The organism is Phenylobacterium sp., from assembly GCF_028290885.1.
Classification (GTDB): domain Bacteria; phylum Pseudomonadota; class Alphaproteobacteria; order Caulobacterales; family Caulobacteraceae; genus Phenylobacterium.
In genome coordinates, this window is record NZ_JAQGIZ010000091.1 from 18682 (window position 1) to 31435 (window position 12754).

13 protein-coding genes are annotated in these 12754 nt (G+C 69.3%); 7 read left to right on the forward strand and 6 right to left on the reverse strand.

The genetic code is table 11. The features are described 5' to 3' along the window. Nucleotides 1–35: 35 nt before the first annotated feature. Nucleotides 36–1004 (forward strand): polyprenyl synthetase family protein, encoded by a 969-nt coding sequence (locus tag JWP28_RS06765; protein ID WP_299541413.1) that lies wholly within the window; start codon nucleotides 36–38, stop codon nucleotides 1002–1004. A gap of 186 nt (nucleotides 1005–1190) precedes the next feature. On the opposite strand, the gene JWP28_RS06770 is transcribed toward JWP28_RS06765, so the two are convergent. Then, nucleotides 1191–1439: a hypothetical protein gene (locus JWP28_RS06770; RefSeq protein WP_299541387.1), complete on the reverse strand. Its 249-nt coding sequence runs from the start codon at nucleotides 1437–1439 to the stop codon at nucleotides 1191–1193. A gap of 46 nt (nucleotides 1440–1485) precedes the next feature. Next, entirely contained in the window at nucleotides 1486–2877 is a 1392-nt protein-coding gene (gene fumC, locus JWP28_RS06775) for a class II fumarate hydratase (protein ID WP_299541389.1), read from the reverse strand. 141 nt (nucleotides 2878–3018) lie between these two features. Here fumC and JWP28_RS06780 point away from each other — a divergent pair, with 141 nt between their 5' ends. From JWP28_RS06780 to JWP28_RS06790, 3 genes are read left to right on the forward strand one after another with little or no spacing between them, the layout of a single operon-like run. Further along, nucleotides 3019–3339 (forward strand): YbjQ family protein, encoded by a 321-nt coding sequence (locus JWP28_RS06780; RefSeq protein ID WP_299541391.1) that lies wholly within the window; start codon nucleotides 3019–3021, stop codon nucleotides 3337–3339. A gap of 19 nt (nucleotides 3340–3358) precedes the next feature. Then, nucleotides 3359–3763 carry a RusA family crossover junction endodeoxyribonuclease gene (locus JWP28_RS06785; protein ID WP_299541393.1) on the forward strand — a complete coding sequence of 135 codons (405 nt, stop codon included), beginning with the start codon at nucleotides 3359–3361 and terminating at the stop codon, nucleotides 3761–3763. Continuing rightward, the gene (locus JWP28_RS06790; protein ID WP_299541395.1) at nucleotides 3760–3963 is read left to right on the forward strand and encodes a DUF2007 domain-containing protein; all 204 of its coding nucleotides are present in this window, start codon (nucleotides 3760–3762) and stop codon (nucleotides 3961–3963) included. The genes JWP28_RS06785 and JWP28_RS06790 overlap by 4 nt, the downstream gene beginning before the upstream one ends. Nucleotides 3964–4031: 68 nt before the next feature. Here the strand turns inward: JWP28_RS06790 and JWP28_RS06795 are convergent, their stop codons facing one another. The 4 genes from JWP28_RS06795 to JWP28_RS06810 all read right to left on the reverse strand — a co-directional run bounded on the left by JWP28_RS06795 (nucleotide 4032) and on the right by JWP28_RS06810 (nucleotide 8212). After that, a complete protein-coding gene (locus tag JWP28_RS06795; RefSeq protein ID WP_299541397.1) occupies nucleotides 4032–4319 on the reverse strand; it encodes a DUF1153 domain-containing protein in 288 nt (95 codons plus the stop codon). Between the two features lie 164 nt (nucleotides 4320–4483). Next, a complete protein-coding gene (locus JWP28_RS06800; protein ID WP_299541399.1) occupies nucleotides 4484–5860 on the reverse strand; it encodes a flagellar hook protein FlgE in 1377 nt (458 codons plus the stop codon). Nucleotides 5861–5952: 92 nt separating this feature from the next. Beyond that, complete coding sequence (locus JWP28_RS06805) at nucleotides 5953–6669, reverse strand: flagellar hook capping FlgD N-terminal domain-containing protein (protein ID WP_299541401.1); 717 nt, start codon at nucleotides 6667–6669, stop codon at nucleotides 5953–5955. 7 nt (nucleotides 6670–6676) lie between these two features. Further along, a complete protein-coding gene (locus JWP28_RS06810) occupies nucleotides 6677–8212 on the reverse strand; it encodes a flagellar hook-length control protein FliK (RefSeq protein ID WP_299541403.1) in 1536 nt (511 codons plus the stop codon). A gap of 408 nt (nucleotides 8213–8620) precedes the next feature. On the opposite strand from JWP28_RS06810, the gene flgK reads away from it, so the two are divergent. The 3 genes from flgK to mnmA all read left to right on the forward strand — a co-directional run. Further along, nucleotides 8621–10732 carry a flagellar hook-associated protein FlgK gene (flgK, locus tag JWP28_RS06815; protein ID WP_299541405.1) on the forward strand — a complete coding sequence of 704 codons (2112 nt, stop codon included), beginning with the start codon at nucleotides 8621–8623 and terminating at the stop codon, nucleotides 10730–10732. Between the two features lie 25 nt (nucleotides 10733–10757). After that, on the forward strand, nucleotides 10758–11687 hold the full coding sequence (locus JWP28_RS06820) for a flagellin (RefSeq protein ID WP_299541407.1): 930 nt from the start codon (nucleotides 10758–10760) through the stop codon (nucleotides 11685–11687). Between the two features lie 32 nt (nucleotides 11688–11719). Beyond that, nucleotides 11720–12754: tRNA 2-thiouridine(34) synthase MnmA (gene mnmA / locus JWP28_RS06825; RefSeq protein ID WP_299541409.1), on the forward strand; the 1035-nt coding region annotated here is incomplete at its 3' end.

A 12754-nucleotide genomic window follows, 5' to 3' on the forward strand; every position in this document is an offset into this window, starting at 1 on the left:
CCATACGCCCCGCCGTCGCCGAAAAGCCGCCGTCGCTGGACGCGCTGCTGACGTTGGCGCGCCCGGACATGATCTCGGTCGACGCCATGATCCGCCGGCACATGGACAGTCCTGTGCCCGTGATCCCGGCGCTGGCCGACCACCTGATCGCAGGCTCCGCCAAGCGCCTGCGGCCGCTGCTGACGATCGCCGCCGCCCGGCTGGCCGGGGCGCAGGACGACGCCTGCCTGAAGCTCGCCGCCGCCGTCGAGTTCATCCACACCGCCACCCTGCTGCACGACGACGTGGTGGATTCCTCGCAGCTGCGCCGTGGCCGCGTCGCCGCCCACCTGATCTGGGGCGCGCCGTCGAGCGTGCTGGTCGGCGATTTCCTGTTCGCGCGGGCCTTCGAGCTGATGGTGGGCGCGGGCTCCATGCCGGCCCTGGAGATCCTGGCCCGCGCCAGCCGTGTCATCGCCGAGGGCGAGGTGCTGCAGCTCACCCGCGCCCACGACCTCCACCTCTCGCAGGAGGTCTATCTCGACATCATCAAGGCCAAGACCGCCGAACTGTTCGCCGCCGCCGCCGAGTCCGGCGCGGTTTCCGCAGGCGCGCCGCCCGAGCGCCGCCGGGCGCTGCGCAAGTACGGCCAGGACCTCGGCCTGGCCTTCCAGCTGGTGGACGACGCGCTGGACTATTCCGGCGACAGCGAAACGCTGGGCAAGAACCCCGGCGACGACTTCCGCGAGGGCAAGGCCACCCTGCCGCTGCTGCTCACCATGGCGCGGACCGGCGCGTCGGAGCGCGAGTTCTGGATCCGCACGGTCGACCGCCGGGAGCAGACCGCGGCCGACTTCGACCGCGCCTGCGAGCTGATGCGCGAGACCGGCGCCCTGCAGTCCACCCTGGACCTGGCCGCCGCCTACGCCGCCAGCGCCAAGGCCGCGCTCGAAGGCTTCGGCGCCAACCCCTGGCGCCCGGCCCTGGAAGACCTCGCCGACTTCGCGGTGGCGCGGCTGGCCTAGGCTGAAAATTCAATCAACCCCGTGATTTAATTAAAATAACGTCATGGCCCGGCTTGTCCGGGCCACCCAAGATCTCCGCGCTGAAGGCTGCACAACGTCGGCTCCGCGGAATTGCTTGCGGCATCCGGTGTTCATGGGTCGCCCGGACAAGCCGGGCGATGACGATGAGGGGAGGTGGACGATCCCCTACGCCTCGCTGAACGGGTGCGGCAGCCGGCCGGACTTGAACAGGATCACCGGGTTCTCGTCATAGTCTCCGAGCTCGGTGTCCGCCGTGGCGGAAAACGCCACCACGCCCACGCGCAGCGGTCCGAGCCGTTCGGCCTTGCGGCGGGCCTCCTCGGCGGTCTTGCAGCCGACCTGCTGCTCGGCCTTCAGCGCCTTGCCGCGCCCGGCGACATAGCTCTGCACGATGTAGACGGTTTCCTTGGCCATCCGGCCTTCACGCGCCGGTTGGCGAGTCCCGTCAATGGCGCACGCTTCACCCCGGCCCGATCATGTTCTCCGGCCGCACCACCCGGTCGAACTCCTCGTTGGTGACGTAGCCGCCGCCGACGGCTTCCTCGCGCAGCGTCGTACCGTTCTTGTGGGCCGTCTTGGCGATCTTGGCGGCGTTGTCGTAGCCGATGGTCGGCGCCAGCGCCGTCACCAGCATCAGCGAGCGCTCGAGGTTGGCCTTGATGTTGTCCTCGCGGGCTTCGATGCCCACCACCATGTTGTCGGTGAACGAGACCGCCGCGTCAGCCAAGAGGCGGCAGGATTGCAGGAAATTGTAGGCCATCACCGGGTTGAAGACGTTCAGCTCGAAGTGGCCCTGTGAGCCTGCGAACGCCATCGTTGTCTGGTTCCCCATCACATGCGCGCAGACCATGGTTAGGGCCTCGGCCTGGGTCGGGTTGACCTTGCCGGGCATGATGGAGGAGCCCGGCTCGTTCTCCGGCAGGGCGAGTTCGCCCAGGCCCGAGCGCGGGCCGCTGCCCAGGAACCGGATATCGTTGGCGATCTTGAAGAGGGCGGCGGCCGTGGCGGTCAGCGCCCCGTGGCTGAACACCATGGCGTCGTGGGCGGCCAGCGCCTCGAACTTGTTGGGCGCGGTGACGAACGGCAGGCGGGTGATGTCGGCGATCCGCTCGGCCACCTTCTCGGCGAAGCCCACCGGCGCGTTCAGCCCGGTGCCCACCGCCGTACCGCCCTGGGCCAGCTCGTAGAGGCCGTAGAGCGTCTCCTTCAGCCGCCGCACCGACATCGCCGTCTGGTGCGCATAGCCGCCGAACTCCTGGCCCAGCGTCAGCGGGGTGGCGTCCTGGGTGTGGGTGCGGCCGATCTTGATGATGTGGGCGAAGGCCTTGCTCTTGGCGGTCAGCGCGGCGTGCAGGTGCTCGATGGCCGGCATGACGCCGCGCGCCACTTCCTCGGCGCAGGCGATGTGCATGGCCGTCGGATAGGTGTCGTTCGACGACTGGCTCATGTTGACGTGGTCGTTGGGATGCACGGGCTTCTTGGAGCCCATCTCGCCGCCCAGCATCTCGATGGCGCGGTTCGAGATCACCTCGTTGGCGTTCATGTTCGACTGGGTGCCGGAGCCGGTCTGCCAGACGGTCAGCGGGAAGTGGTCGTCGAGCTTGCCGTCGATCACCTCCTGGGCGGCGGCCACGATCGCCGCGGCGATCGCCGGGTCCAACTTCCCCAGCGCCAGGTTCGCCTCCGCCGCGGCGCGTTTCACCACCCCCAGCGCCCTGATCATCGGCTGGGGCTGCTTCTCCCAGCCGATCTTGAAGTTCTGCAGCGAGCGCTGGGTCTGGGCGCCCCAATAGCGGTCGGCGGGGACCTCGATGGGGCCGAAGGTGTCGGTTTCGATGCGGGTGGCGGTCATCGGGGCGTTCCAGGCAGCGCTTGTCGGCGATGCGGCGGGTCTAGCCGCCGGGCGCCCCCACTGCAACGGGGGGCCGCAACGGGCGTGGCGCGGCCGCTTCACCAGCGATATACCCGGGCGGTCAAGCTCGGAGCCGAAGCCATGCTGGTCGCCACCACCAACGACATGCCCGGATACCGGGTCACCGCCGTCATCGGCATGGTTCGCGGGATCACGGTCCGCTCGCGCAGCGTGGTCGGCAATCTGGGCGGGGCGATCCAGTCGATCTTCGGCGGCAACCTGTCGATCTACACGGAGCTCGCCGAGCACGCCCGCGAGGAGGCCTACCAGTTGATGGTCGAGCACGCCCGGGCGGCCGGCGCCGACGCGGTGCTGGCCATGCGCTATGACGCCAACGAGATCATGGACGGTATCACCGAGGTGCTGGCCTATGGCACGGCGGTGAAGGTCGAGCGCGTCTAACGCGCCGGAAGCGCCACGCATGGACGACGCCTGGACCCAGCACGGCAAGGTCCGCGCCCGCGAGGCGGAGGGCGTGATGGAGGTGGTGATCGAGGGCCTGACCACCCAGGCCAAGTACTACAAGCCCCTGATCTACGAGTTCTTCCGCAAGGCCTGGCGCGGCTCGCGCCCCAGTTGGGGAGAATTCGCCGTCGAGATCCGCATGGAATATGTCGGCGACCCGCCGTGGCTCGATCTCGACAATCTGGCCAAGGCGATCCTCGACGCCATCAAGGGCTACGCCTTCCACGACGACGCCCAGGTGGCGCGCCTGCTGGTCGAGCGCGCGCCGGGCGAGCGCGAGCGGATCCTGGTCAGCGTGCGGCGGCTGCCGGGCGCAGGCCATGGCGCGCCGTTCCATCCGCAGGGCGAGGTCCGGTCGTGATCGCCGTCCTCGAAACGCACGATCCGGTGCGCCTGGGCTTCCTGAAGATGATCCTGGAGGAGGGCGGCCTGCACCCCTTCGTCTTCGACGCCGGCTCACCCTACCGCGGCGCCCTGCCCAGCCGGCTGATGGTGCCGGAAAGCGAGGCCGAGCTGGCGAAACACCTGATCGCCCAGGTCGAAACGCCGGGGGCTAAATGAGAAACGGCCGCGCCCTGGATGGGGCGCGGCCGCTGCTTACGCGAACCTCTTCGGGGAACGGAAAGAGGCTAGCGGTACTGTTGGAGCCGTGTGGTGCGAAGGCCGGCGAGGCCGTGACGGTCGATGGATCGCTGCCAGGCCAGGAACTCTTCCGACGTCAGCCGGTAGCGCTCCAGGGCGTCCTCGAGCGAGAGCAGGCCCCCGCGGACCGCGGCGACGACCTCGGCCTTGCGGCGGATCACCCAACGGCCGGTGTCGGTCGGCGGCAGGTCCCTCAGCGTCAACGGCGCGCCCGTGGGGCCGATGACGTACGACTCCCCGCGGCTGTTCGTGCGCGTCTGCTGTTGCTGCAACATGGCTTTACGTCTTTCCGACCATCACTGTTGAGCGACAGAATAGGCCGCGGCCCCTAACAGCCGCTGAATCGTGATAGTGAATCGAAACCTAATCATTTGATTTCCCATGTACTAATTCGGCACATACTGGTCTTAACCGCGGTTAATCAGTATTAAGATCGCGCCTAGCGAATGATGTTGATCAGCTCGGTCAGCATGTTGTCCGCGGTGGTGATGATCTTGGACGACGCCGAGTAGGCCTTCTGGGTGGTGATCAGGCCGGTGAACTCCGTCGACAGGTCGACCGTCGAGGCCTCCAGGCTGGAGGGCGAGATCTTGCCCGCGCCCCCCGCTCCGGCCGTCTTCAAGGTCATCTGACCGGCGGGCATGGCCGTCATGTAGGCGTTGCCGTTCACCGCCTGCAGGCCGTCGGCGTTGGGGAAGGTGGCGATGGCGACCTGGGCGATCTTGCGGACCTGGCTGTTGTCGAACAGCGCCGAGACCACGCCGTCAGTGCCCACCTGGACGCCGACGATATTGCCGACGGCCGCGCCGTTGGATGTCACCGAGTTGACGGTGGTGGCGGCGGCAAGCTGAGTGAACTGGCTCAGGTCAAGGCTGAGCGGCTGGGCGGCGATGCCGAGGCTCGCCGCCCAGGCCGGCGCCAGGCCGCCCGAGGCGGCGAGGTTGATCGTCGGCGGCGCGCCGGCCGCGCCGAACAGGGTGGAGTTCGCCAGATCGATGGAGCCGTCGGTGTTGAACTTCACCAGTCCGGCGGCGATCTGGCCGTTCGGGCCGGTGGTCAGGACGTCGCTGGCCGGCACGGCGTAGATTTCCGCGTTCCAGGTGTTCGGCGTCGCGGTCTTCTCGAAGGCCAGCGCGAACTTGTGCGTGCCGCCCATGGAATCGACGACGCTGAGCTCCATCGGCGGCGCGTCCGGCGGCGTGCCGGTGCCGGTGGCGGCGTAGGCCGCCATGCTCTTGGTCGCCTTGTTGTAGGTCGCCGCGGCCGCACCGACCGGGGTAGTCTGGTCGAGGTTGGCGCTGATGCCGAGGTTGCTGGTCTGGCGGACCGCCGCGCCGAGGTTCTTGACGTTGATCGGGCCGATCTTGCTCAGGTCGGAGGGATCGGTGGCGAAGGTTCCGTTCGGCTGCACCGGCCAGCCCTGTAGGTAGAGGCCGGCGTCGTTGACCAGGTAGCCGGCGGCGTCGGGCGCGAAAGCGCCGGCGCGGGTGAATTCCCGGGGGTCCGACGCGGCCAGGCCGGCGCCCTTGGTGGTGACCACGAAGAAGCCGTCGCCGGAGATCGCCAGGCTGGTCGAGGACGACGAGCTCTGGATCAGGCCCTGCTGGCTGACGAACTGCTTGGACGTGCCCTGGACGCCACCGGCGGAATATTCCCCCTTGACCGCCTGGGACGTCACCATGGTGGCGAAATCCACCTGGTTGCGCTTGTAGGCGGTGGTGTTGACGTTGGCGATGTTGTCGGAGATCGCCGCCAGCGCCGAGGAGTTGGCCACCAGGCCCGAAACCCCGGCTAGCATTGCCGAATTGATGCTCATGGTCTGATCCGTTCTTTCCTAGGTTTCCGCCTGCTGCGGGCGTCGAGCGGCGTCGTTCAGCCGTCCGGGTTCATGGGAGGAGCGCCGGCGTCTCATGCGGTCGCCGGCGTAGGGGTCGGGGTTGTCGAGGCGACCTGCTCGACCGACGTGACCTTCGACCAGTCCACCGGGCCGCCGTTGACGGTGATCGAGGTCGAACCGTTGCTCTGGGTCACGCCGGTGACGACGCCCTGCACGTAGTTGGTTTCGGTGATCGCGTTGCCCGCGGAGTCCAGGGCCGTCACCCGCAGGCTGTAGGTCCCGCCGTTCGGCAGCTGGGTGTTGGTCAGGTCCTTGCCGTTCCAACTGAAGGCATGGTCACCGGCCTTCATGTCGCTCGGCGCCTCGGCGTGTACGACCTTGCCGTTGGCGTCGAGCACCTCGACCTTGAGATCCGAGGCCGCGGCGCTGAGGTTGTAGGTCCACTGCGCCTGGCCGTTGCTCAGGTTGGCGGTGTCGCTCACGGCCTTGACGTTCTTGCCGATCAGGGTGACCGCCGTGGAGATGCCGTTGCCGGTGTTGGCCACCAACTGCGTCAGAAGGTCGTTGGCGTTGATCTGCTGCTCGACGCCGGTCATCTGCACCAGCTGCTGGGTGAACTGGTTGGAATCCAGCGGCGCGGTCGGATCCTGGTTCTTCAGCTGCGTGGTGAGCAGGGTGAGGAAGGTGTTGAAGTTGTCGGCGAGGCTGGCGGCGCCCAGCGCCGTCGTGTTCGTCGAGCTCGCGGCGGGCTGAGCCGGGGTCGTCGGAGTTGTGGCGGTGACGGTCATGAGGTCCTCAGATCCGGATGTCCACGCCCGCGGCTGAGCTTTGCCGGAACGCGAGTTGGCTGCTCGGCGCGGCGTCGGCCGCGGTGTCGAGCACTGCCTGGAAGGCTTGGCCTCGGAAGGCCGCGTTGGGGTTGGCGTCGGGGTTCTGGCCTTGGGCCTGACCGCCCTGTCCGCTGTCGCCGGCCACGTCGAAGGAAAGCCCGCCGGAGATGTCGAAGCCGGCTTGCTCCAGCGCGCGCTGCAGTTCGCCGGCGCGCGACCTCAGCTCGGCGGCGGCCTGCGGGGTGTCGAAGGCCATGGCCGCGCTCATCCGGCCGCCGGCGCCGATCTCGACACGCACGTCGACCTTGCCGAGGCCGGCGGGTTCGAGCTGGACGTCGAAGCGGGTCGAGCGGCCGTCGAGCTTCTTGGCGATCTGGGCCGCGAGGTTGGCGACGGTCTGCGGCGCCCCGCGCACGGCGACCGCCGCGGCGTGGATCAGGGTGGCCGGCGTGGTGGTGGACGAGGTGTCCAGGCCCGCGGCCGGCTGGGGCGCGTCCTCCGGTCCGGCCTGGACGGCCGGCGCCTGGGAGCCGCGGTCGTTGATGTCGCCCTTGGTCGGGCCCTCGGAGATCGGCTGCAGGGCGTTGGCGGCCTTGGCCGCGATCTCGGCGTTCGGCGCGGCTTCGGCCGGAGCACCGTCGACCCGAGCGGACTTCGCGGCCTGCGCCCCACCCTTGGCGCCGGTCGCCGCCACTGGCTCGGCCTTGACCTCCGTGTTCGGTTTGGGCGCCGCGCCAGCAGGAAGTGGAACGACGGGTCCCTGGGCGATCGCCGGCGCGGGCAGGCCTTGCGGCTGAACCTGGAGCTGAGCGGCGGACTGTACGACCAAGGCCGCGTCCGGCGCCTGGGAGACAGGCGCCTGGGGTGCGGGTGTCTGCGGTGCGGGCGCCTGGACCTTGGCCGTCGTGGCGGCGTCGCCGGCCGCCGTGCTGGCGGCGAGGGCGGCCTGGGCGGTGGCGGCCTGGCCTGTGGTGGCCTGGGCTGTGGCGGCCTGCGTCTTGGCCGCGTCGATCCCGTCAGGCAGCGGTTGGCCGGCCAGCTGGGCCAGCTTGGCCAGGGCGGTCTGGCCCGGGCTTTTGTCCGCAGTTGCGGCCAGCGCCGGCGCCGCGGCGGCCTCGCCGGACTTGGTCGGCGTCGGCGGGACGATCACGATGGTCGCCGATGTCGGAAGCAGCAGGGCCAGGGTGGCGTCCGGCGTCGCGGTGGCCGCGGAACCGTCCGTTGCGACGGCCTTGGCGTCGTCCGCGGTCTTCGCCTTGCCGTCGTTCGCCGCGGCCGTTCCGGCGGTCCCGGGCTTCCCGGCGCCCTTGCCCAGAAGCAAGGCTCCCGCGTTGGCGGCGCCCTCCGCGCCCTGAGCGCCGAACAGAGCGGCCATCAGGGCTTCGAAGCCCCCGAGCGGTCCGTGGCCCTGCGCCGCCTGCGCGCCGATCCCCTGGCCCGCGGTGGCCGACGAGCCGGGTTGCGCAGGTGCGCTGGCAGGATTGTACGCGGGAACTGACATGCGGAGCAGCAGCCTTGCGACGTCTTGGAGGATGACGGTGGGCTGACGCGTGCTGCGTCGGGGGTTATTCGGAGGTCCTGGAGCAACCTTCGCGCCAACCGGGCAAGTCATTGTTCTTGAATAGATAAGGGGCCTGGGCTGGAGCTCCTCTGAGCCGACCAGGAGCTGAAATTGCCGGGCCGATTGCGGCCGGATGGGGCGTTTCCTGCCGCCCACCGCCTCCGCCTTTGAAACGCGTCTCCGGTCTGGCGCCGGTCTTGCGCTCCATTTCCCAAGCTCATCGGGCCCAGAGACCGACCATGTTGAAAACAAACGATATTTTGCGGATAGCCGCGCGGGCGTTCACCACGCTCCCGGCAGATTCCGCCGGGTCGTGCGTCAGCCTTTGCCGGGCGGAGGCCTAGGCCGATGTCCCTCACCATCGCTCTGCAGACGGCGGCCAGCGGGCTTCAGGCGGCCCAGGCCGGCCTGCGTGCGGTGTCCGACAACATCGCCAACGTCAACACGCCCGGTTACGTCCGCAAGACGGTCGTCCAACAGCAGCTGGTCGTGGGCGGCCAGGGCGCTGGCGTCGAGGTCACCGGCGTCCAGCGCGTCACCAACCAGTATCTGCAGATGGCCAGCATGGCCGCTGGCTCCGACTCCAGCCGCTACAACGTCTATTCGCAGTTCCTCGACAACGCGCAGAGCCTGTTCGGGGACCCGTCGGGCAGCGGCTACTTCTTCAACCTGCCGGACGATATCTCGGCGAACTTCGCCAGCCTCGCGAACGATCCCTCCTCCAGCCTCCTGCGCACGCAGGCGGTGAACACGGTCAGCAATTTCCTCAGCGAGGCCGACCGGATCAACAGCCAGATCACCGCGCTCGGCGCCAGCGTCGATTCGCAGATCGGCGGCGACGTCACCCAGGTGAACAGCCTGCTGTCGCAGATCGACAAGCTGAACACCGACATCACCCGCGCCAGGATTACAGGCGGCGATTCCAGCGGCTCGGAGAACATCCAGGACCAGCTGCTCAACCAGCTGTCCACCCTGATGAACGTCCAGGTGACCGCCCGCGACCAGGGCGGCGTCACCGTCCGCTCGCCGGAAGGCATTCTGCTGGCCGGCGACGGGGCCGCGACGCTCAGCTACAACAAGGCCACGAACACCCCCGGCTACATCAGCGTCACCACGCCCGGCGCCTCGACCGGGTCCCAGGCGATCACCGTCTCCAGCGGAGAAATCCGCGGCCTGCTCGACCTGCGCAACGACAAGCTGCCGGGGATCGCCGACGAAGTCGGTGAGCTCGTCTCCCGCACCGCCCAGCAGCTGAACGCGGCGCACAACGCCTCGACCGCCTATCCGCCGCCGACCACCCTCAACGGGCGCAACACCGGCCTCGACCTGCCGACCGCGGCCAGCGGCTTCACCGGCCAGACCACGGTGGCGATCACCAATTCGTCCGGCGTCGTGCAGAAGAAGGTGGCGATCGACTTCACCGCCGGCACCATGAGCGTCAACGGCGCGGCGGGCGTCGCCTTCACCCCTGCGACCTTCCTCACCACCCTGAATTCCAGCCTGGGTGCGCAGGGCTCGGCGAGCTTCTCGGGCGGCGCGCTGTCGATCTCCGCCACCGGCGCGAACGGCGTGGCGATCGACGAGGGCACCTCGCAGAAGGCCGGCCAGGGGTTCTCCCAGTTCTTCGGGCTGAACGACCTGGTCCAGTCGAGCGGCGGCATGTCGACCTACGACACCGGGCTCACCGCCACCGACGCCAATGGCTTCACGCCCGGGGACACGATCACGCTTCGGCTCTCCGCGGCGGACGGCAAGCCGATCCGCGACGTGACGGTGGCCGTCCCGGGGGCGGCCAACCCCACCATGGGCGACCTGGTCAACGCCCTGAACAACAGCTCGACCGGCGTCGGCCTCTACGGGTCCTTCACCCTGGACGCCCAGGGCGGCCTGAGCTTCGCCGGCAGCCCGCCGCAGAACGCCCAGCTTTCCGTGGTGGCGGACACCACCCAGCGCGGCGCCGGCGGCCCGTCGATGAGCCAGCTGTTCGGCCTGGGCTCCGGGCCGCGCTCGCTGCGGGCGGCCAGCTATTCCGTCGATCCCGCCGTGGTGGCCGATCCCACCAAGCTGGCGCTCGGCACGCTCGACCTCAGCGTGGCCGCGGGCCAGTCGGCGATCACCCCCGGCGACGGCACGGGCGCCGTGGCGCTTTCGCTGGCCGGCCAGACCTCGACGCTGTTCAAAGTCGCCGGCGACCTGGGCGCGGTGAACATGACGCTGAGCGCCTACGCGGCCCAACTCGGCGGCGCCATCGGCCGCGACGCGGCCACGGCGGCGGCCCAGAAGGCCAGCGCCACCGCCGTGCAGACCGAGGCCGACACGCGGCGTCAGTCGGTCGAGGGCGTCAATATCGACGAGGAGCTCGTCAACCTCACCACCTACCAGCAGGCGTTCAGCGCCAACGCCAGGATGATCCAGGCCACCAAGGACATGTTCGACGTCCTGAACAACCTGATCACCTGACCCGCCGTCCTTGAAGGATCCGACCATGGTCGACCGCATCTCAACCGCCGGAAACTACTCCGCCATCCTCGCCAACCTGATGGCCGCCGAGAGCCGCCAGGTCGACGCCGAAAACCGCGTGTCGTCGCAGAAGAACGGCAATTCGCTGAAGGATTTCGCCAACCAGGCCGAGACGCTCACCGCCATGAAGACGGTGGACAGCCGGATCACCAACTACCAGGACAGCAACAGCCAGATCGCCGCCAAGCTGACCACCCAGAACACCGCGCTCAGCGCCACCGCCGACGCGGCGACGGCGGTTCGCCAGGCGATCACCGACGCGCTCGCCAACGACAGCGCCGACGCCCTGATGCAGCAGGTCCAGGGCCAGTTCCAGACCGCGGTGTCCAGCCTCAACGCCCAGTACAACGGCAAGTACCTGTTCGCCGGCGGCCAGGTCGACACCCAGCCGGTCTCCGCCACTCAGCTCAGCGACCTGACGTCCGGCGCGCCGATCTCGAGCTTCTTCCAGAACGACAGTTTCAAGGTCCAGGCCAAGCTCGACGACTCCACGACCGTCACCACCGGACAGCTGGCCAGCAACCTGGGGACCAACATGATGACCTCGTTCCAGGCGCTGCAGGCCTTCGACACCGGCGGCTCCGGTCCCCTCAGCGGCCCGCTCACCGCCGCCCAGCGCACCTTCCTGCAGAACCAGCTGGCGAGCTGGACGACCATCGGCACGGACCTGACCACCGCCACCGCGCAGAACGGCATCATCCAGAACCAGGTGGACACGGTGGGGACGCGCCTGGTCGACCAGCAGAACACGCTCACCGGCATGATCGGCAACATCACCGACGCCGACATGGCCAAGGCCGCCACCGACCTCGCCAACGCCAACCTCTCCGTGCAGGCCACCGCCCAGGTGCTGCAGGTGATGCAGAGCTCGTCGCTGCTGAACCTGCTCAAGTAGCAGCGCGGGGTGCGGCGCGCTATATGGCGCCCATGAACGCGCCCGTTCTCATCCCCGACCGCCTGAGCGACGGCCTGATCGCCGCCGCGCGCGAGGCCGTGCGCCTGCCGGCCGGCGCCCGGATCGTGGCGGCCATGTCCGGCGGGGTGGACTCCACGGTGACCGCGGCCCTCCTGGCGAAGGCCGGCTACGACGTGGTGGGCGTGACCCTGCAGCTCTACGACCACGGCGCGGCGATCCAGAAGAAGGGCGCCTGCTGCGCGGGCCAGGACATCCACGACGCGCGCACCGCCGCCGAGAGCCTGGGGGTGCCGCACTACGTCCTCGACTACGAGAGCCGGTTCAAGGCTGAGGTCATCGAGGACTTCGCCGACGCCTACCTGCGCGGCGAGACGCCGATCCCTTGCGTACGCTGCAACCAGACGGTGAAGTTCCGCGACCTGCTGGACGTCGCCCGTGACCTGGGCGCCGAGGCCATGGCCACCGGCCACTACGTCCGCCGCGAAGTGGGCGCCGCCGGCCCGGAGCTGCACCGGGCGGCCGATCCGGCCCGCGACCAATCATATTTCCTGTTCGCGACAACTCCCGAGCAGCTCGCCTACCTGCGCTTCCCGCTGGGCGCGCTGCCGAAGCCCGCCGTGCGCGCCGCCGCCGCCGAGCTGGGCCTGGCCGTCGCCGACAAGCCGGACAGCCAGGACATCTGCTTCGTCCCGGAAGGCCGCTACACCACGGTCATCGACCGCCTGCGCCCGCACGGCGCCGAGCCCGGCGACATCGTCCACCTCGACGGCCGCACGCTCGGCCGCCACGAGGGCGTCACCCGCTACACCATCGGCCAGCGGCGTGGGCTGAACGTGGCGGTGGGTGACCCGCTGTTCGTGGTCCGAATCGACGCCGACGCCCGCCGGGTGATCGTCGGCCCCCGCGAGGCCCTGCTGACCCATGCCCTGACGCTGAAGGAAATGAACTGGATCGGCGACGGCGCCCCCCTCGAAGCCGCCTGCGACGCCGGCCGCCCGGTGCTGGCTCGCGTGCGCTCCACCCGCGAGCCCGCGCCCGGCCGCCTG